This is a genomic window from Tamlana carrageenivorans, assembly GCF_002893765.1.
In the GTDB taxonomy this organism is placed as follows: domain Bacteria; phylum Bacteroidota; class Bacteroidia; order Flavobacteriales; family Flavobacteriaceae; genus Pseudotamlana; species Pseudotamlana carrageenivorans.
Window position 1 is genome coordinate 1,557,000 of sequence record NZ_CP025938.1, and the last position, 20,168, is coordinate 1,577,167.

Annotated in this window: 21 protein-coding genes; 13 read left to right on the plus strand and 8 right to left on the minus strand. The window is 34.0% G+C overall.

Going from position 1 to position 20,168, the window contains the following annotated elements; translation table 11 throughout:
- Positions 1 to 49: 49 nt before the first annotated feature.
- The 3 genes from C1A40_RS06950 to C1A40_RS06960 are packed head-to-tail and all read left to right on the plus strand — an operon-like array spanning position 50 to position 2,628.
- Positions 50 to 1,402, plus strand: a complete 1,353-nt coding sequence (locus tag C1A40_RS06950; RefSeq protein ID WP_102995269.1) for an undecaprenyl-phosphate glucose phosphotransferase — start codon at positions 50 to 52, stop codon at positions 1,400 to 1,402.
- A gap of 18 nt (positions 1,403 to 1,420) precedes the next feature.
- The gene (locus tag C1A40_RS06955; RefSeq protein ID WP_102995270.1) at positions 1,421 to 2,197 is read left to right on the plus strand and encodes a glycosyltransferase family 2 protein; all 777 of its coding nucleotides are present in this window, start codon (positions 1,421 to 1,423) and stop codon (positions 2,195 to 2,197) included.
- A gap of 17 nt (positions 2,198 to 2,214) precedes the next feature.
- Positions 2,215 to 2,628 (plus strand): hypothetical protein, encoded by a 414-nt coding sequence (locus tag C1A40_RS06960; RefSeq protein ID WP_102995271.1) that lies wholly within the window; start codon positions 2,215 to 2,217, stop codon positions 2,626 to 2,628.
- 59 nt (positions 2,629 to 2,687) lie between these two features.
- Here C1A40_RS06960 and C1A40_RS06965 read toward each other — a convergent pair whose 3' ends face one another.
- Complete coding sequence (locus C1A40_RS06965; protein WP_102995272.1) at positions 2,688 to 3,995, minus strand: phenylacetate--CoA ligase family protein; 1,308 nt, start codon at positions 3,993 to 3,995, stop codon at positions 2,688 to 2,690.
- Positions 3,996 to 4,174: 179 nt separating this feature from the next.
- Between C1A40_RS06965 and purD the strand changes: the two genes are divergently transcribed.
- On the plus strand, positions 4,175 to 5,446 hold the full coding sequence (gene purD, locus C1A40_RS06970) for a phosphoribosylamine--glycine ligase (RefSeq protein WP_102995273.1): 1,272 nt from the start codon (positions 4,175 to 4,177) through the stop codon (positions 5,444 to 5,446).
- 17 nt (positions 5,447 to 5,463) lie between these two features.
- Here purD and C1A40_RS06975 read toward each other — a convergent pair whose 3' ends face one another.
- Positions 5,464 to 5,691 (minus strand): DUF6341 family protein, encoded by a 228-nt coding sequence (locus C1A40_RS06975; RefSeq protein ID WP_067146676.1) that lies wholly within the window; start codon positions 5,689 to 5,691, stop codon positions 5,464 to 5,466.
- A gap of 73 nt (positions 5,692 to 5,764) precedes the next feature.
- On the opposite strand from C1A40_RS06975, the gene C1A40_RS06980 reads away from it, so the two are divergent.
- On the plus strand, positions 5,765 to 6,691 hold the full coding sequence (locus C1A40_RS06980) for a DUF6427 family protein (RefSeq protein WP_102995274.1): 927 nt from the start codon (positions 5,765 to 5,767) through the stop codon (positions 6,689 to 6,691).
- Here the strand turns inward: C1A40_RS06980 and upp are convergent.
- Complete coding sequence (gene upp, locus C1A40_RS06985) at positions 6,680 to 7,339, minus strand: uracil phosphoribosyltransferase (RefSeq protein WP_102995275.1); 660 nt, start codon at positions 7,337 to 7,339, stop codon at positions 6,680 to 6,682. The two genes, C1A40_RS06980 and upp, sit on opposite strands and share 12 nt — an antisense overlap.
- A gap of 71 nt (positions 7,340 to 7,410) precedes the next feature.
- Here upp and C1A40_RS06990 point away from each other — a divergent pair, with 71 nt between their 5' ends.
- Positions 7,411 to 8,016 carry a DUF4254 domain-containing protein gene (locus C1A40_RS06990; protein ID WP_102995276.1) on the plus strand — a complete coding sequence of 202 codons (606 nt, stop codon included), beginning with the start codon at positions 7,411 to 7,413 and terminating at the stop codon, positions 8,014 to 8,016.
- Positions 8,017 to 8,189: 173 nt separating this feature from the next.
- A complete protein-coding gene (locus C1A40_RS06995; RefSeq protein ID WP_338418082.1) occupies positions 8,190 to 9,170 on the plus strand; it encodes a glycosyltransferase family 9 protein in 981 nt (326 codons plus the stop codon).
- A gap of 49 nt (positions 9,171 to 9,219) precedes the next feature.
- On the opposite strand, the gene C1A40_RS07000 is transcribed toward C1A40_RS06995, so the two are convergent.
- Positions 9,220 to 10,275 (minus strand): ferredoxin--NADP reductase, encoded by a 1,056-nt coding sequence (locus C1A40_RS07000; protein ID WP_102995278.1) that lies wholly within the window; start codon positions 10,273 to 10,275, stop codon positions 9,220 to 9,222.
- A gap of 203 nt (positions 10,276 to 10,478) precedes the next feature.
- Between C1A40_RS07000 and C1A40_RS07005 the strand changes: the two genes are divergently transcribed.
- Positions 10,479 to 10,817 (plus strand): PadR family transcriptional regulator, encoded by a 339-nt coding sequence (locus C1A40_RS07005; RefSeq protein ID WP_102995279.1) that lies wholly within the window; start codon positions 10,479 to 10,481, stop codon positions 10,815 to 10,817.
- A 2-nt stretch (positions 10,818 to 10,819) separates the two neighbouring features.
- Positions 10,820 to 11,434 (plus strand): hypothetical protein, encoded by a 615-nt coding sequence (locus tag C1A40_RS07010; protein ID WP_102995280.1) that lies wholly within the window; start codon positions 10,820 to 10,822, stop codon positions 11,432 to 11,434.
- 315 nt (positions 11,435 to 11,749) lie between these two features.
- Here C1A40_RS07010 and C1A40_RS07015 read toward each other — a convergent pair whose 3' ends face one another.
- The 4 genes from C1A40_RS07015 to C1A40_RS07025 form a co-directional block, all read right to left on the minus strand.
- On the minus strand, positions 11,750 to 12,628 hold the full coding sequence (locus C1A40_RS07015) for an IS982 family transposase (RefSeq protein ID WP_102995281.1): 879 nt from the start codon (positions 12,626 to 12,628) through the stop codon (positions 11,750 to 11,752).
- 201 nt (positions 12,629 to 12,829) lie between these two features.
- Positions 12,830 to 13,801, minus strand: coding sequence for a DUF4372 domain-containing protein (locus C1A40_RS07020; protein ID WP_102995282.1), 972 nt, complete (start codon positions 13,799 to 13,801; stop codon positions 12,830 to 12,832).
- A 137-nt stretch (positions 13,802 to 13,938) separates the two neighbouring features.
- Complete coding sequence (locus C1A40_RS18135) at positions 13,939 to 14,112, minus strand: hypothetical protein (RefSeq protein WP_158651312.1); 174 nt, start codon at positions 14,110 to 14,112, stop codon at positions 13,939 to 13,941.
- An 8-nt stretch (positions 14,113 to 14,120) separates the two neighbouring features.
- On the minus strand, positions 14,121 to 15,020 hold the full coding sequence (locus C1A40_RS07025) for a helix-turn-helix transcriptional regulator (RefSeq protein ID WP_102995283.1): 900 nt from the start codon (positions 15,018 to 15,020) through the stop codon (positions 14,121 to 14,123).
- Positions 15,021 to 15,210: 190 nt separating this feature from the next.
- Between C1A40_RS07025 and hemA the strand changes: the two genes are divergently transcribed.
- From hemA to C1A40_RS07045, 4 genes are all read left to right on the plus strand, one after another.
- Positions 15,211 to 16,473 (plus strand): glutamyl-tRNA reductase, encoded by a 1,263-nt coding sequence (hemA, locus tag C1A40_RS07030; protein ID WP_102995284.1) that lies wholly within the window; start codon positions 15,211 to 15,213, stop codon positions 16,471 to 16,473.
- Positions 16,466 to 18,043, plus strand: a complete 1,578-nt coding sequence (gene hemC, locus C1A40_RS07035; protein ID WP_102995285.1) for a hydroxymethylbilane synthase — start codon at positions 16,466 to 16,468, stop codon at positions 18,041 to 18,043. Before hemA ends, hemC begins: the two co-directional genes overlap by 8 nt.
- 250 nt (positions 18,044 to 18,293) lie before the next feature.
- Positions 18,294 to 19,319 carry a uroporphyrinogen decarboxylase gene (gene hemE, locus C1A40_RS07040; protein ID WP_102995286.1) on the plus strand — a complete coding sequence of 342 codons (1,026 nt, stop codon included), beginning with the start codon at positions 18,294 to 18,296 and terminating at the stop codon, positions 19,317 to 19,319.
- A 98-nt stretch (positions 19,320 to 19,417) separates the two neighbouring features.
- The gene (locus C1A40_RS07045; RefSeq protein WP_102995287.1) at positions 19,418 to 20,164 is read left to right on the plus strand and encodes an EI24 domain-containing protein; all 747 of its coding nucleotides are present in this window, start codon (positions 19,418 to 19,420) and stop codon (positions 20,162 to 20,164) included.
- Positions 20,165 to 20,168 lie beyond the last annotated feature (4 nt).

The window sequence follows — 20,168 nt, forward strand, 5'->3', positions numbered from 1 at the left end:
TAATATATAATGTTATGCTTATCAAAACTTTTAAAACCATATAAATTAAGTGGATTACAAAAAAAGTAGATATTCTGGATTAATAAAGCCACTCTTCGGTTTTATAGATTTAGTAATCATAAACATAGCGGTTTTTTATTTTGATATTAATTTAACTAATGCTTATGTATTCTGCTTGTATATTTCATTGTTGTGGTTAATTATTGCTATAAAAAACCATTTTTATGAGATACAACGCCAAACTAGATTAATTCAAATTATTCCTTTATTATTTAGACAAATTATCATTTTTGCTATTGTGCTTTACGCTTTTATAGGGTTTTTTAAACAGCCCAATATAAGTCGACTGACTTTAGGAGCTTATTTGCTTGCTGTATTTGTTTCCATTTCTCTTTTTAAATTATTTTCAACTTATTTACTCAAAAAATACCGTACGGTTTTAGGAGGTAATTTTAGAAATGTGATTGTCATTGGAAATACCGATAAAACAAGGCAACTCATAAAAACGTTTAAAAGTCGAACCGATTACGGCTATAATTTTAAAGCGAAATTTGATGTTAATGATAAATCATTTTCATTAAAAAAATGCTACGATTATATCATAGAAAATAGCGTTGATGAGATTTATTTTTCGGTCGCCGAATTATCAAACAAACAGATAAACAATTTAATTGATTTCGCCGATAATAATTTAAGAGAATTAAAGTTTATCCCCGATAATAAGGATATATACTCCAAACGCCTTAAGTATGAGTATTACGACTACATTCCTATTTTGTCTATCAGGGATATTCCTTTGCAAGAGCCTGTAAATAAGTTTATAAAGCGCTTGTTTGACATTTTATTTTCTACTTTTATTATTATAGGGGTTTTGTCTTGGTTGACGCCTATTCTTGCCATTTTAATCCGCATTGAATCTAAAGGCCCTATATTTTTTAAGCAATCTAGAAACGGATTTAATTACCAGGAGTTTGATTGTTACAAATTCAGATCGATGCGGCCTAATGAAAAGGCTCATTTACATCAAGCCACCAAAGGAGATATGCGAGTTACCAAGGTTGGTGCTGTTATTCGTAAAACAAGTATCGACGAGCTGCCACAGTTTTTTAATGTGCTTTTCGGTGAAATGTCGGTTGTGGGGCCAAGACCTCATATGGTAAGTCATACAAACATGTATGCGCAACGTATCGATAAGTTTATGGTACGTCACTTTGTAAAACCAGGCATTACAGGTTTAGCTCAAACAAGCGGATTTAGAGGTGAGGTAGAAACCGATAAAGATATTATCAATCGTGTGAAGTACGATATCTTCTATGTAGAGAATTGGTCCTTATTACTCGATATCAAAATTGCCATACAAACCTTTTTAAATGCTGTTCGAGGTGAAGAAAAAGCCTACTAATAGTGGTTTAATATAGCTATGGAAGCGCTGGTTTCTATTATAACACCCATGTTTAATTCTGAAGCTTTTATTTCAGAAACGATAAACAGTGTTATTAATCAGAAGTATAAAAACTGGGAGCTGATATTAATTGACGATAATTCTCAAGACGATACGCTAAAGGTTGTTCAACCCTTTTTAGAAAAACATTCCAACATCAAACTATTAATAAATTCTGAAAATTCTGGAGCGGCTGTTTCCAGAAATAAAGGAATTGATTACGCTAATGGCGATTATATCGCGTTTTTAGATGCCGATGATATATGGAAACCTAATAAATTGAAAGTTCAAATTCAATTCATGGAAACCCATAACTGTGATGTGTCTTTCTCTAGTTACGATTTAATGGATGAAAGCGGATCGCCAATGCATAAAATGGTCGTGGCCTTGAAAACGCTATCGTACCAAAAGCTTTTAAAAAGCAATTACATTGGGAATCTAACAGGGGTGTACAACGCCAATAGTTTCGGCAAAATGACCTCGCCAGATTTAAGAAAGCGCCAAGATTGGTTACTGTGGCTTGCTGCGATTAAACAGTCTGGAAAACCAGCATTGGGTATTTCGGAGGCCTTGGCCTCTTATCGTGTTAGAAAAAATGGTATTTCTTCAAATAAAGTTGAATTAATAAAACATAATTATTTGGTGTATCACAAAGGCTTAGGTTTTTCTAAAATGAAGTCACTTTACTGTATGCTGATATTTTTAAAAGAACATTTTTTGGTGAAATCGAAGCAGACTAAAGTTATCAGAAATTAATGTATATAAATTGATATATGGAAGTTGAAAAGGACTTAATAAAGCGTGAAATTCAGAGACTGACTTTAATGTTAAGTGGTTTGGTAGAGAAAATTAGTGGGTTAAATCCAAATAGCGCTAAAGGTGGTATAGATGAAGTAAACAATGCTTTAAAAAGTCAGTTTGACCTGTCCTTAGAAGACATTACTGAAATGAGTGCTTCTGATGTAATCAAAAACATATCGAATCTTCACGAGTCTCATATCGAGAAAATAGCAGAATTAATTCATGAAATCATTTTAAAAATTGAATCGTCTGATGTAGATCTTAAGTTTGAAAAAACTAAAATTGCTGAAAAAGGCATAATAATCATTGATTTTTTGAATGAAAACTCGAATACCTTTTCAATGAAAAGAATGCATATAAAAACGGCTTTACAGCAAAGGTTGTAGTTTATTATAAATTATTTTTGTTCATAATTTATTTAAGAAAAACACAAATCATTTCAAAACTATAAATACGACGTAAACTGTTTCAGTTTGCCGCGGTTCGAACGGTCTAAGCGTTGGGTTTGTTCAAAAATAATCGTGAGATGAGGTTCTAAATACTTTGAAATCGCTTTTATAACAGCTTGCTTTTTCGATTCAGCCAAAAGTTGATCACTAACATAAATGATTTTAAAAGTGTCTAATTTAAGTTGCTCAATAACAAATTCCTTTACCGCGCTGCCATCTTCAATTATGGTTTTAGTCACATAGTAAAAGGTGAGACCTGCAGCGGTTTTTCCACTAGGGAGTTTCACTAAATCACTAGTTCTGCCATTTAAGCTTTTTAAAATAAGGTTTCCTGGTGTACTGCGTTCAGATAAAGCTCCTAAATCGCCTAAATCATAACGAATAAATGGATGTGCTTTGTTGTAGAGTGCCGTTATTACAACACGTCCAACTTGTCCGTATGGTAGTATGTTATCATCATCGTCTAAAATTTCTATGTATAAATCTTCGTGATTAACAACCCAATTGTGGTTTTTGTTTTGAAAAGCAATAAGGCCCAATTCCGCCGCGCCATACTCATTGATGATTGGCACTCCAAATTGGCTTTCTAATAGCGTTTTATCCGATTCAAAAAGCATTTCCGAAGTTACAATACAAGCTTTAAGCGAGGGGCAAGCATTTTTTAAAATGATGTTTTTCTTTTGAAGAAATTTAGCAAACTGTACAATGGCACTTGTGTATCCATTAATATAGTCAAACTGGGTAGATTGAAAGATTTTAAGATTCTTTTCGAACTGATGATCACTCAAATCAAAAACAGAAAATCGAAACCGGTTGCTAAGTTTGTCTTTTAGACGTTCTTTATAATATCCTTTTTTGTCTAAAGGAATCCCGTAAAAACGGGCCTGTTTAGAATGGTGTAAATCCAGGTTAAACCAATTGTAGCGATCTATAAAATTGGCCCAGTTTAGGGCATGACAAAATTTATCCTTGGCGAATACAAATGGCGTTCCCGACGATCCCGAGGTTTTATTGATGTAAATATTTTTTTTAGAAAATCCAGTCGATAATCGGTCACCTAAAGGACATTGTAAATCCTTTTTAGTCATCACCGGAAGATCATTCCAAATGAAGATACTACCCGTTTTAGCTAATGCCTTATAAAAAGGATTGTGCTTCAGGTGGTAGTTTACAATGTCTTGTTTTTTGCTTTCAATATAACCCTTATAATCCGAAGTGCTCTTTTCCTGAATGGTTTTAAGCTCACGCATGGCGCTTTCTAAAGGAAAGCCCTTGAGTTGTAAAGAAAATTTAAATAAATTCATATGCGTAAAGCGAAAAAACAAAACCAAATATAATTGATATTTTTTTGGAGTTTAGCGTAAAAATTAAGAAAAAAAGCAGCCCCTAGCGTTGCTAATTCTAAAAAGCCCTTATTTTTGCAATGGTATAATGAAGCTATTCTTATACATATCAAATTAAAGAGAATCTAAAAATCAATACAATGAATATCTTAATTCTTGGTTCGGGTGGAAGAGAACATACTTTTGCTTGGAAAATTGCTCAAAGTCCGAAATGTGAAAATCTTTTTGTAGCACCTGGAAATTCAGGAACTGCAAATATAGCAACCAATGTGAATATTGGTGTAACCGATTTTCCTGCTATAAAAGCTTTGGTTTTAGAGCACAACATCGATATGGTGGTTGTTGGTCCTGAGGATCCTTTAGTACAAGGTGTTCATGATTTTTTCTTAAATGATGATGCCATAAAACACGTATCTGTTATTGGTCCGCAAAAAGTAGCTGCCGAGTTAGAAGGAAGTAAAGAATTCGCAAAGGAGTTTTTATACCGTCATAACATTCCAACTGCAGCCTACGAAAGTTTTATAGCCGAAACTGTTGAAAAAGGCTATGCTTTTTTAGAAACTTTAAAAGCACCTTATGTTTTAAAAGCAGACGGGTTAGCAGCAGGAAAAGGTGTGGTAATACTTAATGATTTAGATAAAGCTAAAGCGGAACTAAAAAGCATGTTGGTTGATGCGAAATTTGGAGCTGCAAGTACTAAAGTGGTTATAGAAGAGTTTTTAGATGGTATCGAATTAAGTTGTTTTGTTTTAACCGATGGTGAAAACTATAAAATATTACCAACGGCCAAAGATTACAAACGTATTGGTGAGGGTGATACCGGCTTAAACACAGGTGGTATGGGAGCTGTTTCTCCAGTACCTTTTGCAACCGATGAGTTTTTAAATAAAATTGAAGAGCGTATCGTGAAGCCAACAATTAGTGGCTTCAAAAAAGATAATTTACCTTATGTAGGTTTTGTGTTTATCGGATTGATTAAAGTAGGTGACGATCCTAAGGTGATTGAGTACAATGTACGTATGGGTGATCCTGAAACTGAAGTGGTGTTGCCAAGATTGAAAAATGATTTTGTAGATGTCCTTCAAGCTATGGCAGAAGGAACATTGGATAAAATCAACCTTGAAATCGACGATCGTGCTGCGACAACCATCATGTTAGTATCTGGAGGGTATCCTGAAGCTTACGAGAAAGGTAAAGAAATAACTGGTGTTGATGCGATTGAAGATTCTATCCCATTTCATGCCGGTGCTGTGATTAAAGACGGAAAAATTGTAACCTCTGGAGGACGAGTGATGGCGATTACATCATACGGAGATACGTACCAAGAGGCCATAAAAAAATCTTACCAAAATATAGAAAAACTACATTTTGATAAGATGAATTATCGTAAAGATATTGGTTTCGATTTATAAATCGAAACCAAATTTTTTTATAAATATGAGTGTGAAGAGATGCTTTTATCTTCTTCGTTGTTATCGTTGAAACCTTTTAATTGGATCATCCAGTATACCATGGCAACAAAACCAATGATAATAAAGATCCAAGAAACAAGGTTGGCTAAAAACCAGTTTTCAAGCTCTAAAGCTCTAATCGCATCTAAAGGTTTTAAAAGAACGTTTACAAATAAATCTTGTATCGCGTAAAAGAAATCTTTCATATTGAGTTTGTTTATGGGGTGTTAAGCCCTATATAGTTAGTATATTTACGAAGCAAAAATACAAAAACAGTTAATGTTAACAAGCTTTTTTAATAAATCTAGACCAATAAATTTCATTATTGTATTTTTTATAACGCTTCTAGCGTTTGCGATACCTCGATTAAATATACAGTTTGAAAATTTGGATTACTTGTTTATCCTAAAACAAGTTGGGATGTTGTTAACCATTTTCGCATCCATTTTACTCTTAAATTTTATTGTTATAAAAAACAGTTTAACCGAAAGTAATCACTTCGAAATCTTGCTTTTTAGTTTGTTTTTGCTGTTTCTAACCCCAACAACAGAGTATGCGAACGTTATTTATGCTAACTTTTTTGTGTTATTGAGTTTACGACGCATCATCAGTTTGCGATCGCAAAAGGAGGTTAAAAAGAAACTGTTTGATGCGGCTTTTTGGATTGCCATGGCTACCTTGTTTTATTTCTGGTCTATTCTATTTTTTGCTTTAATACTGCTGTCTTTAGCCTTGTATATCGATAATAACCTCAGGCATTGGATTATTCCTTTTTTAGGGGTTTTAGCTGTATTTTTAATAGGTTCGGCAACTTCAATTGTGCTCTACGACGACTACTTTCAAGTTTTTAATAGGACTGCAGCGGTAGTGAGTTATGACTTTAGTCCGTATAATACCATAACCTATTTAGTAGCCATAACCTTATTAGTTTCTTTTGGAATTTGGTCGGCTTTCTTCTATTTAAATAATATAAAAAAGAAGAAAAAAGTTTTTAGAGTGTCCTTTAAAGTTATTGTTCTTGCTGCGGTTATCGGATTTTTAATCGTCATTGTGACCCCAAATAAGAACGGTAGTGAGTTTTTATTTGCCTTCTCGCCTTTGGCTATAATTTTGGCCAGTTACATTGAAACCATTGAAGAAAAATGGTTTCAAGAATTGTTTTTAGCCATACTTATTCTGGTGCCATTTATTTTGTTAATGTTGTAGTTTCTCGCCAAAAGCTAGATCGCCGGCATCGCCTAATCCAGGAATGATATAACCTTTTTCATTAAGCTTGTCATCTATGGTTCCAATCCATAATTTAGTGTGTTTCCCAAAATGTTTTTTTACAAAATTCACACCTGGTTTTGCGCCAATAACACTTATAAGATGAATATCTTTTGGGGTTCCAAAAGCTTTTAGGGCTTCAAAAGTAGCGACCATTGATTGGCCTGTGGCTAACATAGGATCGGCCAGAATAAGTGTTTTGTTTTCTAAACTCGGACAAGCCAAATACTCTACCACAATTTCAAAAGTTTCAGGGTTTTCTTTATGTTGTCGGTATGCGGAAATGAAAGCATTTTCAGCACGATCAAAATAGTTTAGTAAACCATTGTGAAGTGGTATGCCAGCTCTTAAAATAGAACATAAAACAATCTCGTTTTGGGGTAGCTTAGCTGAGCTTGTGCCAAGAGGTGTTTGTGTGTTTTCTGAACGATAATTTAAACTCTTGCTCATTTCATACGCTAAGATTTCCCCTACGCGTTCAATGTTTCTCCTAAAGCGCATGGCATCCCTTTGAATGTTTACATCTCTTAGTTCCGAAAGGAAGCTATTTAATATGGAGTTTTGCTTTGATAAATTGTGAATTTCCATGGCTTCAAATTAGGTATTCTTTAGTAAAGTTAGTGAATTATAAGTATCTTTGCATTTTAAAAATTGAGACTATGTTTACAGATAAAGCAAATGCTATTTTTCAAGAAGTTATAGAGAAGTATCACGTAATAAATACGGTTGATCAGCCTTTTGAAAATGCCTATCCAGAAAGTGATTTATTAGAGCATTTATTATATAGAAAATGTTGGATTGATACGGTGCAATGGCATTACGAAGATATTATTCGTGATCCGCAAATTGATCCAGTAGCCGCTTTAACTTTGAAGCGTCAAATTGATGCTTCAAATCAAGATAGAACCGATATGGTAGAGTATATCGATAGCTATTTTTTAGAAAAATATAAAGAGGTAAAAGTTAAAGATGATGCCACTATTAATACCGAAAGTCCTGCTTGGGGAGTTGATAGATTATCAATTTTGGCTTTAAAAGTATACCATATGCATGAAGAAGCAACTCGTGAAGACGCTTCTCCTGAGCACAAAGCAGCTTGTCAGAAAAAATTAGACATTTTACTTGAGCAACGCGTAGATTTGTCTACCGCTATCGATACGCTTTTAAATGATATCGCTAACGGTGATAAGTACATGAAAGTTTATAAGCAAATGAAAATGTATAATGACGACGAGTTAAACCCAGTACTTCGTTCTCAGAAATAAGAGGCTGTTTAAAAATTAAGTTTTCCGTCAACCTGAACTTGATTCAGGTTCTCATAATGATTGATTTTCAGTAAGATGAGATTCTGAAATAAATTCAGAATGACGAATTTTAACACTTTTTAGACTGCCTTCTCATCCTTAAAGTTGAGATGCCAAATTCAAAACATATATTAGTGATACGTCTCTCTGCTATGGGAGACGTTGCTATGTCTGTACCTGTGTTACGTGCAGTTGTTAAGCAATATCCTGAGGTAGAAATAACGGTTTTAACACGAGGCTTTTTTAAATCTTTTTTTAGAGACATTCCACGGGTAAAGGTCTATACGGCCGATGTTAAAGGAGCTCATAAAGGCGTACTCGGACTCTTGAAATTGGCAAAAGAACTTAATGAATTTGGGTTCTATGCGGTTGCAGATTTACACCATGTTTTAAGAAGTAAAATTTTAAAACAGTTTTTAAAATGTAAACGTTTTGTGGCGCTTGATAAAGGTCGCAAGGAAAAGCATTTATTGATTTCAGGTGAAAAATTTGAACCTTTAAAAACAACATATCAGCGCTATGCAGATGTTTTTCAGAAATTTGGTTTTCCTATCGATTTATCAAATCCGATCTTTCCGGAGCGGGTCGTTTTAAATAATAGGTTATTAAAACTGCTAGGTCATGATTCTAAAAAATGGATTGGTATAGCCCCTTTTGCTGCACACCAAAGTAAGGTATATCCTTTAGATTTAATGAAAACGGTTGTGCAGCAATTAACACCGCATTATAAAGTTATTTTATTTGGAGGCCAAGCAGATCGCGAAGCCTTAAATCATTTTGAAAATACGATAAATCTTGCGGGCAAATTGACCTTTGACGAGGAGTTAGATATCATTTCTAATCTCGATGTCATGCTTTCTATGGATTCTGGCAATGCGCACTTAGCTGCCATGTTGGGGATAAAGGTAGTTACTGTCTGGGGGGTTACACATCCATATGCAGGCTTTGCACCTTTTAATCAGCCAGAAGAAAACGCGTTGTGTGCCGATAGAACACAATTTCCGAAAGTGCCAACCTCAGTATATGGTAATAAATATCCAGAAGGCTATGAGCATGCCGCAGGCAGTATTTCTCCAGAAACCGTAGTAGCAAAATTAAAAAGTTTACTTTCTTAACTCCTTAACTCCTTAACTTCACATAACTTCCTCACTTCAGAACCCCAACCTAAACATCATCAAAATCAACGGCAATAGTCGCTGTTGTAGGATGCGCTTGGCAGGTTAAAATTAAGCCTTCAGCAACTTCACTTTCTGTTAAAATATTGTTTTGCCTCATAGTAGCTTCACCTTCCGTAATACGTGCTAAACAGCTGCTACAAATTCCGCCTTGACAAGAGTATGGTGCGTCTAAATCTTCATCTAAAGCCGCTTCTAAAATGGTTTGTTTTTGAGACATCTCGAAGGTGGTTGTTTCATCATCAACCGTAACCGAAATTTTTGAAGTACCATTAGCAACGTCTTCAGTTTTAACTTCAACGGGTTTAGCTGCTTTAAAAAGCTCGTAATGGATACGAGAAGCTTCTGTATTATGCTCGGTTAATACGTCTTTTACCGTGTGAATCATGGCTTCTGGACCACATAGGTAATACGCATCGACATCGATGTGTTTGTGCTCATTTTTCATCACATAGTTCACCGTGCTTTTTTCTATACGACCGAAAATGGCATCTTCTTCGTCTTGTTGACTGAAAACAAATTGAATAGAAAAACGATCTTTATAAGTATGTTGTAGCTCTAAAAGTTCGTTTAAAAACATAGTGTCTTTAGGCGTTTTGTTGCCGTAAACCAGAATAACTTTGCTTTGAACTTCCTCTTCTAAAGCACATTTTATAATGCTTAAAATAGGTGTGATACCACTTCCTGCAGCAAAAGCTGCGATGTTCTTAGTTTTAGAGTCATTAGGTTCAAAAACAAAACGACCTTTTGGAGGTGCTACGTCTAAAGTATCTCCAACTTTTAAAGTTGAATTCGCATAAGCCGAAAACGTGCCGTCTTGAACTTCTTTAATAGCTACTTTTATTTCGCCACTTTTAGGCGATACACACAACGAGTAGTCACGACGTACTTCATTGCCATCAATTTCAGTTTTTAAAGTGATGTATTGTCCCGCTTTAAATTGAAAAATTTCTTTAAGGTTTTCAGGGATATTAAAAGAAATACTTATGGCTTTTGAAGTTTCTCTTGTTATATTTTTTACTGAAAGTTTATGGAATGATGACATGTAAATTAATTTTTAGCAAAAATAGTGAAGCCTTTAAAATTTAAGATGTTTTTTTAAGAAAATTAACGCGTAGTAAAATGGTTAATTTTTGGTTTGTGGTGTTTTCTATAAGTAGGTATTTAGGATATTTTTTCGTTAAAATGTTTTATTTTCTTATACCTAATTTAATTATGTATAAGGAAATTATGTATATTTGAATTGTTATGAAAAAATCTAATTTATATAAAGGAAGTTTAACCACTATAATTTTGAAGCTTCTAAACGAGAATGATAGAATGTATGGTTATGAGATTACTCAAAAGGTAAAAGAGCTTACAAATGGAGAACTTAAAATTACTGAGGGTGCACTTTATCCGTCGTTACATAAATTAGAATCCGAAGGTTATTTGGATGTTGAGGTTTTAAAAGTTGATAATAGAATGCGTAAATATTATAAACTTACGGAGTCGGGTACAAAAGAAACAGCTAATAAACTTAGTGAGTTAGAACAATATATCGCAACAATGAGAGCTTTGGTAAACCCTAAATTTAGAATGGGATAATTATGAAATTAACGACAGATGAAATTAGGCAGATTGAAAAATTCCTTGATGTAAAAGGGATGGTTTATGTTGATTTGAGATTTGAAATTTTGGATCATTTAATACTGCAAATAGAAGAAGAAATGAATAGTCTTGGAGTTGACTTCGAATATGCTTTTCTCCAGGTTACTAAAAAATGGAATTCTTATTTTAGTAATAGCAGTAGTTTACTGTTTGGATTAACGTTCTCTGCACCTAAACTCGTTATTGATAAAGCAAAAAAAATATATTTGAAGTATTTCATAATTTGCACACTAGCATGCTTATTTCTGCCTGTTATAAATAATGAAGTAGAAATATCCACATTCTTAACTTGTGTGTTTTTCGGAATTATACTTTTATTTTCTATTGTTTCAATTATTATGTTCAATAAAATTAGAAAGTCTAGAAAAAAGACAGTTTATAGTTTTATTGCTAAAACTCAACTATTGAGTGTTATTACTTACCCTGTAAGTACAATTTTTATCTTTCGAGGTTTGTATACTTCATTATGGCTTTTATTTATTATTTCCATACTTCTTTATTGTTCTATTGTGTTTTTAAAGAAGCACCAAAAAATTATAAAACAGTTTAATTAATGGTTTTTATTTCCATTATAAATAGCTTTTAAAGTTTTGTTCAGAAACGATTTGTTTGTAGGTGTCATGTTTAATACGAAACGGTTAAATAATATAAAAAAACACTATACGAAATAGTGAGATACAAATTATAAAATGCTTTTTGGGCTATCCATAACTTATGAAAATTAGAAATTTCCCCTTTGTGGTTTTTTAAGATTTAATCGAAAAAATAAAAGCTTTATTTGTATTGAAATAAATTGGTTTGAAACCAATAATTTGTTTTAAAAATTATAACTTTTGTAGAATTTAAATACCTATAACCCGTTGTGCATTTTAAATAATGCTAATTTTAATATTATTAATGTTTCTCCCAAAAATAAACTTATTGATATACTGAATAGTTGTTAAAGCAGTTATCTTAGCTACGATTCTTGTTTTAAAACCTTCAAAAGTTTTAGCATAATTGCGTCTTATCATAAATTGGTCACAAAGTTGTGAAAATAATGTTTCTATCCTTTTCCTCTTTTTTCTAAATATATAAGGCTGTACTTTGTAATTTTTTTGATTGCTTCTCATAGGTGTATTTAGCGTTATATTACAGGTTTCAAACAAGTTAAGCTGTATTTCTGCTGATAAATAGCCTTTATCACCAATTAATGTACAATCGCTTATTTGCATCTTAATATCTTTAAGATAATTAATATCGTGTACAGATGCTGGACTCAAATCGATACTTTGAAAGACACCATTTACAGAACAAACAGCGTGCAGTTTATAACCGTAATAATTAGAACTTTGAGCTGCACAATAACCTTTATCTGGAAATGCATAAGTGTTTTCTTTACAAATCTTTGAACGAGAACTGCGTGATAATTTACAAACTTCTAAAGGCATACTATCTACTACAAAATAATCTTCAAATTCATTAAAATGGGAAGCTAAGCTTAACCTGATACTGTTGAGCTTATTAACTAGTTTTCGTCTTCTTCTATTGTAGACACTTCTCTCTATTTTTGATAATAGGGAATCTGGAAGTTTTCTAAAAAGGTCATTTTCACTATCTATTCCCATAAATTCGGCAGTAAGACTCAAGCTGATAAGTTCTAAATCACTAAGCTTTGGTTGTCGTCTTTGATAACTTAAAAGTTGTTCTTTCGATATTTTTCTTAATACTTCCAATATTCTTTCGTAATTTGCACTCAAGTTGTTCATTATTAATGATTTGTGGTTAAATCAATTTACTGATTTTCAGTAAGATGAACAACTTTTTTCTTTTAAATCATAATGCACAACGGGTCATGTAAGTCTTTAATTATTAATATTGTTGTCCGATAAAAAACAGAATTAGCTAAAAAAGCTTTGGTGTTGGCCTTTTTTATTGATCGCACTCTTTATTTTGAAAACAGAACCTCCTTATGGGTCAAAAAGGCTTAATTGCCCAATGTTTTTGGTTGTAATCTCTTCCCAATTAGCTTCTGGGTTTTTCAGGAATTTGAACAAATCGATATATGTCATCAAATGGTATCGTATGACGGACATCATATTGGAATAAGCCCAGTTTCTTTGGGCTTTTCTTTGGATCACAAGCATAATGAGCTGGATTATCAAACTGACCCAGATTTGTATTTCGATGGCATTTTGATTGTCTCCCAAAAAATACTTTAGCGGAAAGTTCTGTTTAAGCCGCTTGAACATCGTCTCAATCTGCCACCTATTTTTATAGATGTCGGCTATTTTGTCTGCGTCAAGATCATAATTATTGGTGATGAACTCATAAACTTTTTGGTGCTTTTCGTGCCAAAAAGCGATTCTCCTCAGGGAAAAAGCGTTGCCGTGCGTGGCCGCGCTTGAAAACTTAATCAGACAAGGAACGTCTTCCATGGCGTTTATCATAGTATGCATCTTGATACCTCCTTTCTTTTTGCCGTTGAGCGGGTTCCTTCCTACACCTTTAAGAATGTCGCTAAATAGGGGTATGGTCGAGGAATCAACGATTTTAAGGTTCTTCACTGCAGGTTCTAAGGGTCTGCTGTCCGATAAAAAGCGATGGTAACGTTTGTAGAGTAAATGATAAATATCGGCAAATACTTCAGAGCTTCTTCTCCTGTTAGCATCTGACAAGGTACTGCGTTTTGGAAAGTCCGTGAGTCCTAGATGGTTGATCTTTCCCTCGCAGGCAAGCATAATACTGGAAACCTCACGAAGTGAGCTACAGCCACTGATCACGGTAAATACCATAGTGGCCAAATGCTCATAGGTGGTAAACTTTTTGGTATAGCGATCGCTGTTGTGCTTTTTGGCTGTCCGATGAACATCTTTGGGCAAAATGAAATTTAATACCTGTTTGATTATGGGGTGTCCGCTAAAGTTTTTACTTTTATTCATATCTTGGATGTGTGATAACTTCAAGATACAAAATAAGCGGGAAATCCTATCTTGGAAATCCCGCTTTTTAAATCTTTTATCGGACACTAATGAAATATTAATTTTGTATGAATGAAGAAAATGATTTTTTAGAGGCCCTAATCTTTACGAAGTTGACGCTCTAAGTATTGTTGATAAGCTTCCTGATGTTTTGAGTCATACTCACAAGTTTGAAAGATGCCACAAGAGGTATTAGATTGTACCAAAGATTTTCTAGACTCTCGCTCATAAAATGCTGCGATTTCTGGTGTTAAATATTTCATAGGCCTCACATTTAAATTTAATTTAAAGACATTATATATTTTTTTGGTGTTGTACCATATTTCTTTTTAAAAGCAGAAATGAAATGACTAGATGTACTATACCCTACTTTTAAACCTACTTCATTCACATTATTTTCGCCCGATTCCAATAATTTTCTAGCCACTTCCATTTTATAATCGAAAAGAAAACTAAAAACAGAATCGCCATAAATTTGCTTAAATCCTTCTTTTAACTTTTTCAAACTTAAACCAATTTCATCGGCAAGCTCTTGTAAACTTGGAGGTTCTGCCATACGCGCAACAATAATATCTTTGGCTTTACGAATTTTAATCACGTTAGTCTCATCAACTAAAAACGGACACTGTTCCACATCGGCATCTTCACTCCTATTAAAATATAAACTTAACAACTCGTAAGCCTTACCTTTAAAATAAAGCGCTTTTATAGATTGATTTAAATTATAATTGATAAGTTGGTTAAGCACAATAGCCATAGAAGGACTAATAACCCCATCTTTATAATATTTTTTATCGCGATTGTCTTCGCTTAAAAAAGTTATATAATCGGCTTCATGAGAAAAGAAGCCATGAAATTTTTTAATAGAAATTAAAATAGAAACCATCCATGAGTGCGGATTAATTTCTAAATGTATAGGCAAATCGCGCTGCGGATTATAGAGCAGTAGCGAATTTTCTTCTAGAATATTAATTTTATAACGGCCTTCATTAAATAAAAACTGACTTGAGCCTTTCACAGAAAAATGAAACTGAATATAATCACTATCTATATCTTTTACAGCCGATTGCACTTCGTTAGCCTCATTTTTAAAAGTAAGTACGATAACCCCATCTTCTACCTCCGTTTCATTAAAAGTACTTATCGCGACACTTTTACCGTTGTTTAAATCGTGATTCATAGTTGTTTTATTTAGATTCGTTCTAAATTAACAGGTTCTAATGCGCCTATTTTACTACTAAAATAGCATATTTCTTGAATAATCTTAAAAAACGTCGCTAAAAAACCACAATCGATACTAATAGTTCTTTAAGCGTTATTTTTTACAAACCCAGCTACATATTTTTGCTTCATATTTTCAGCTACCATACATGCATAACCAAAATAGTACACGAAGTTCATACTTTTATGCCATAGGCTTAAGCTACAAAAAAGCCGATGCCGAAATAAGAGGACGCTTTAGCTTAGACGACGATGCGAAAAATACCTTACTTACCCAGGCTAAAGCCAAAGGTATTGAAAGCCTTATCGTAACTTCTACCTGCAACCGTACCGAAATTTACGGTTTTGCAGAACACCCCTTTAAACTTATTCAACTCCTTTGCGACAATACCAGAGGAACACTTGAAGAATTTCAAAATGTAGCTTACGTTTATAAAAATAGCGAAGCTATTTCACATATGTTTCGTGTAGGTTCTGGATTAGATAGTCAGATTTTAGGTGATTTTGAAATTATTAGTCAGTTAAAAATAAGCACAAAACTTTCTAGAAAACACGGTTTATTGAATAATTACACCGAGCGTTTAGTAAATGCTGTTATACAAGCGAGTAAGCGTATAAAAACGGAAACCGACATCTCTTCGGGTGCAACATCGGTATCTTTTGCTTCGGTACAATACATTTTAAACACTATTGAAAACGTTTCAGATAAAAACATCTTGTTATTCGGAACGGGGAAAATTGGCAGAAACACCTGCGAAAATTTAGTAAAACACACTAAAAATGAGCATATCACTTTAATAAACCGTACTAAAACCCGTGCCGAACAAATTGCAGGGAAATTTAATTTAATAGTTAAAGATTATGCTAATTTACAGGAGGAGATAAATGGCACCGATGTATTAATCGTGGCTACTGGCGCGCAACGTCCTACGATTGATAAACATATTATCCAATCGAAAAAACCTCTTTTAATATTAGACCTATCCATTCCTAAAAATGTCGACTCTAATGTTGAGGAGTTAGACCATGTGTCTTTAGTGCATTTAGATCACTTATCGCAAATTACCGATCAGACCCTAGAAGCCCGAAAAGCACATATCCCTTCGGCGGAAGCCATTATTGAAGAAATTAAAGCCGAATTTGATAGCTGGTTAGAAACCCGTAAATTCGCACCTACCATCAAGGCTTTAAAACATAAGTTATCCGATTTTGCTGCTGCAGAATTAGATACGCAACGTAAAAAAAATGCTGATTTTAATGAAGAACAAGCCGAATTAATCAGCAATAACATCATTCAAAAAATAACAAATCACTTTGCGCATCATTTAAAAGATGATGCTATTTCTACAAACGACAGTTTAGAACTTATTAAAAAAGTGTTTCAGTTAGAACCCTCTGCAAAAAATGTCTAAAATAATTAGAATAGGTACCCGCGATAGTGAATTAGCATTATGGCAAGCCAATATTGTTAAAATTCAACTTGAAGCTTTAGGTCATAAAACCGATATTATTCCTGTAAAATCTACTGGTGATATTGTTTTGGACAAACCGCTTTACGAAATGGGAATTACCGGTATATTTACCAAAACTCTAGATATCGCGATGCTTAACGGCGACATAGATATTGCGGTGCATTCCTTAAAAGATGTGCCCACTAGGTTACCAAAAGGCATTATTCAAGCTGCCGTTTTAAAACGTGGTAATGTAAACGATACTTTAGTTTTTAAAAACAACGAAGAGTTTTTAGGATCTAAAAAAGCGGTTATTGCCACAGGAAGTTTAAGGCGTCGTGCCCAATGGCTAAACCGTTTCCCAACCCATACGGTTGTAGATTTACGTGGTAATGTAAACTCGCGCCTCGAAAAACTTCAAAATAATGAAGATTGGAATGCTGCCATTTTTGCCGCCGCAGGAATAGGCCGCATTGGTATTAGGCCCGAAGAATCGTTTAATTTAGATTGGATGATTCCTGCTCCTGCACAAGGTGCCATTATGATTACGGCCTTAGAAAATGACGACTATTCTAAAACAGCCTGTGCCGCATTAAATCACGAAGAAACAGAAATTTGCACCACTATTGAACGCGAATTTTTAAACAAATTAGAAGGCGGCTGTACGGCTCCCATCGGGGCATTAGCCTATATTAAAGATGAAGAAATTCATTTTAAAGGGGTTTTATTAAGTGAAGATGGTACGAAACGTATCGATGTTACCCGTGTTAAAAAGTTAGGTGAACATAAGGATATGGCCCAATATTGTGCCGATTTTGTTATCGAACGTGGTGGAAAACGCCTGATGGACAAAATTAAAACATCTAAAAAAACCAATGTGTTTTCCACAAAATCCTTTACCGAAGACCAACGATTGCTATTTAATGAGCAAGCGGTAGCCGAGGGGTTCGATTTTATAAAAATTAGCCTTAATCGCATCCATCCGAGGTTTTTAAAAAACGAAATTGAAAACGTTATTATTACCAGTAAAAATGCTGTAGAATCGCTAACAACAAATTATTCGGCAGCAGAATTACAATTTAAAAACATCTACTGTGTAGGCCGTCGTACCAAACGTCTAATCGAAAATAAAATCGGAAAAGTAACCCATACCGAAAACAACGCTAAAAAACTAGCCGACTATTTAGTTGAATATATGGATGGTACCGAAGTCACCTATTTTTGCAGTAACTTAAGACTCGATGTTCTTCCTAATATATTAGGAGAAAATAACATTAAGATAACCGAAGTTGAAGCATATCAAACTAAATTTGATGGCTTTAAAGTAGCTGATACCGTGGAGAGCGCTATGTTTTATAGCCCATCGTGTGTTGATAGTTTTGTAAAGCACAACAAACAGGAGGTCATCGCATTCTGTATTGGTGACACCACAGTCAAAGCGGCTAGAAAACATTATAAAGATGTTCGTGCAGCAAAATTACCAAGTGTAGAAAGCGTGATTGCTTTGGTAAATGACCACTACAAAGCCTAACATTTAAATACCGTAGTCCTAACTTAAAGAACCCAAACTAACCACATCAGTATTATTATACAGATGTACATTTTATAACAAACAGAAACCAAGAAGCCACAAAAAGCTAAACATAAAGATAGACGGCACATAAGCGCTCAATAAAGTAAGAAACAATGATAAAAATCATTTTTGAGCAATCATTTATCAATTAGTTTTACTCGCTTTTTAGTTTCAGACAAAAAGATTACCGCTGTTGCGGAACAAGAAAATGAGTATTAAAAACGATTTATTTTTAAGAGCATTAAAAGGAGAAACTGTTGAACGTCCACCGGTTTGGATGATGCGTCAAGCTGGAAGATATTTACCAGAATTCATGGCCATTCGAGAGAAATATGATTTCTTCACGCGTTGTCAAACTCCAGAACTAGCTAGTGAAATTACGGTACAGCCTATTAGACGATACGGCATGGATGCCGCTATTTTGTTTAGTGATATTTTGGTAATTCCTCAAGCTATGAACATTGAGGTACAAATGAAACCTAATTTTGGCCCTTATTTACCTAATCCCATACGTACTCCAAAAGATGTAGACAACGTGATAGTGCCTGATGTTAAAGAGGCATTAAACTATGTTTTCGAAGGCATTAAGGCTACTAAAGAATTATTAAATAACGAGATTCCACTTATTGGTTTTGCTGGATCACCTTGGACGATTTTATGCTACTGTGTACAAGGTCAAGGCAGTAAAAACTTTGATAAAGCCAAGGAATTTTGTTTTACAAACCCCGTTGCTGCGCATCAGTTATTGCAGAAAATAACCGACACAACTATTGCTTATTTAAAAGAAAAAGTAGTTGCAGGTGTAAATGCGGTTCAGGTGTTTGATTCATGGGGAGGAATGCTATCGCCAACCGATTATCAGGAGTTTTCTTGGCAATACATCAATCAAATTATTGAAGCTTTAAAAGACGATGCTCCAGTAATTGCTTTTGGAAAAGGGTGCTGGTTTGCCCTTGGAGAAATGGCTAAAAGTAACGCATCGGCTTTAGGAGTAGATTGGACCTGTTCGCCGCAAAATGCACGCTACTTAACAGGAGGAAACATCACTTTACAAGGTAATTTTGATCCTGTACGCTTGTTATCTCCACCTGCTGAAATTAAAAAAATGGTTCACCAAATGATTGATGCCTTTGGTAAAGACAAATATATTGTAAATCTGGGTCATGGTATTCTACCACATATACCTTTAGACCACGCAAAAGCATTTATTGATGCTGTAAAAGAGTATCGTTAAACCACTTTTTTCAAACTAAATAACACTTATATTTAAAGCAGCTTAACCTGCTTAAACGTTTAACCTAAAAATAGAAGTAAAAACAAACCGCATTATACATGCTAAAAAATATACTAAACAGTATTAAGGCATACATTGGAGCTTTTAGTTTAATATCCAAACTAAAGCTCTGGAAATACTTTATTATACCTATGTTTATTAGTTGTATTACAGCATGTGGCATTAGTTTTATAGCTTACAACCTATCGGATAATTTAGGTGCTTATGTTTCAGATTTATGGATTTGGGACTGGGGTAAAACTGCGTTTACAACCCTAGGCACCATCTTAGGTCTGTTAATTATAATTGCTATTGGCATTATTCTTTTTAAACATATTGTCATGGCCTTATCGGCGCCCTTTATGAGTCCAGTTTCCGAAAAAATTGAGGTGTATTTAACCAATAACCCAAACCAAAATTTCACAAACAACACGTTCGCACAACAACTGTGGCGTGGTATACACATTAACATGCGTAATTTAACCCGAGAATTAATATTTTCAATACCTATCTTAGTATTGAAATTCATTCCCATTGTGAATATTTTCTCGACCATATTATTGTTTTTTTTACAATCCTATTATGCAGGATTCGGGAGTATGGATTACACGTTAGAACGCCATTTTAACTATAAAAACAGCATCAAATTTGTACATGAAAATCGCGGATTGGCTATAGGAAACGGCATCGTTTTTATGCTTTGCCTTTTCATACCGATTATAGGCGTCATTTTAGTATTACCGCTTTCGGTAACCGCCGCTACAACCCAAACCGTTAAAGTTCTAAATCAGAAATTAATACAATAGACAT

Bases quoted from the DNA above. Each gene is read 5' to 3' on its own strand.
- C1A40_RS06955 (WP_102995270.1), top strand. From the start codon at position 1,421: ATGGAAGCGCTGGTTTCTATTATAACACCCATGTTTAATTCTGAAGCT.
- C1A40_RS06960 (WP_102995271.1), top strand. From the start codon at position 2,215: ATGGAAGTTGAAAAGGACTTAATAAAGCGTGAAATTCAGAGACTGACT.
- C1A40_RS06965 (WP_102995272.1), bottom strand. From the start codon at position 3,995: ATGAATTTATTTAAATTTTCTTTACAACTCAAGGGCTTTCCTTTAGAA.
- purD (WP_102995273.1), top strand. From the start codon at position 4,175: ATGAATATCTTAATTCTTGGTTCGGGTGGAAGAGAACATACTTTTGCT.
- C1A40_RS06975 (WP_067146676.1), bottom strand. From the start codon at position 5,691: ATGAAAGATTTCTTTTACGCGATACAAGATTTATTTGTAAACGTTCTT.
- C1A40_RS06980 (WP_102995274.1), top strand. From the start codon at position 5,765: ATGTTAACAAGCTTTTTTAATAAATCTAGACCAATAAATTTCATTATT.
- upp (WP_102995275.1), bottom strand. From the start codon at position 7,339: ATGGAAATTCACAATTTATCAAAGCAAAACTCCATATTAAATAGCTTC.
- C1A40_RS06990 (WP_102995276.1), top strand. From the start codon at position 7,411: ATGTTTACAGATAAAGCAAATGCTATTTTTCAAGAAGTTATAGAGAAG.
- C1A40_RS07000 (WP_102995278.1), bottom strand. From the start codon at position 10,275: ATGTCATCATTCCATAAACTTTCAGTAAAAAATATAACAAGAGAAACT.
- C1A40_RS07005 (WP_102995279.1), top strand. From the start codon at position 10,479: ATGAAAAAATCTAATTTATATAAAGGAAGTTTAACCACTATAATTTTG.
- C1A40_RS07010 (WP_102995280.1), top strand. From the start codon at position 10,820: ATGAAATTAACGACAGATGAAATTAGGCAGATTGAAAAATTCCTTGAT.
- C1A40_RS07015 (WP_102995281.1), bottom strand. From the start codon at position 12,628: ATGAACAACTTGAGTGCAAATTACGAAAGAATATTGGAAGTATTAAGA.
- C1A40_RS07020 (WP_102995282.1), bottom strand. From the start codon at position 13,801: ATGAATAAAAGTAAAAACTTTAGCGGACACCCCATAATCAAACAGGTA.
- C1A40_RS07025 (WP_102995283.1), bottom strand. From the start codon at position 15,020: ATGAATCACGATTTAAACAACGGTAAAAGTGTCGCGATAAGTACTTTT.
- hemA (WP_102995284.1), top strand. From the start codon at position 15,211: ATGCATAACCAAAATAGTACACGAAGTTCATACTTTTATGCCATAGGC.
- hemC (WP_102995285.1), top strand. From the start codon at position 16,466: ATGTCTAAAATAATTAGAATAGGTACCCGCGATAGTGAATTAGCATTA.
- hemE (WP_102995286.1), top strand. From the start codon at position 18,294: ATGAGTATTAAAAACGATTTATTTTTAAGAGCATTAAAAGGAGAAACT.
- C1A40_RS07045 (WP_102995287.1), top strand. From the start codon at position 19,418: ATGCTAAAAAATATACTAAACAGTATTAAGGCATACATTGGAGCTTTT.